The following is a 559-nucleotide window of genomic DNA, read 5'->3' on the forward strand; positions in this document are numbered from 1 at the left end:
ACCACCGCCGGGCACCTGGCCACCGTGGCGCGCGAACTGCGCGTGCCAGCCGTGTTCGGCATGCCCGGCGTCCTCGACGCGGCCAACCCCGGCGACATCGTCACCCTGGACGCGGGCGGGACCAACCTCTACCGGGGCGCGGTGGAAGGGCTGCTGCACACCACGGACACGGACGAAGACCTGCACCCCGCCGCCCCGGAATACCGCACCCTGCGCCGCCTGCTGCGCCTGGTGGCCCCGCTGGACCTGGTGGACCCCGACGCGCCGGACTTTTCCCCGGCGGGCTGCCGCACCTACCACGACATCCTGCACTTCTGCCACGAAATGTCCGTGGAAGCGCTGATCAACCTGCGCGACACCCGCCCGGAACTGGCCGCCCCGCGCGTCCACAGGGTGCGGCTGGACCTGCCGCTGGACCTGCGCCTGCTGGACGTGGGCGACGGCGTGGCCCTACCCCCCGGCATGGCGGGCGAGCCCACGGGCCGTGACCCGTGGCTGGACCTGACCGCCGTGCGCAGCGCCCCCCTGCTGGCCTTCCTGTCCGGGTTGCGCGCCGAGG

1 protein-coding gene is annotated in these 559 nt (G+C 74.2%); it reads left to right on the plus strand.

The features are described from left to right. On the plus strand, positions 1-559 hold a 559-nt coding region (locus FVW27_RS19070; RefSeq protein WP_243838584.1), incomplete at both ends, for a PEP-utilizing enzyme.

It is taken from the genome of Nitratidesulfovibrio liaohensis (genome assembly GCF_011682075.1).
Taxonomy (GTDB): domain Bacteria; phylum Desulfobacterota; class Desulfovibrionia; order Desulfovibrionales; family Desulfovibrionaceae; genus Cupidesulfovibrio; species Cupidesulfovibrio liaohensis.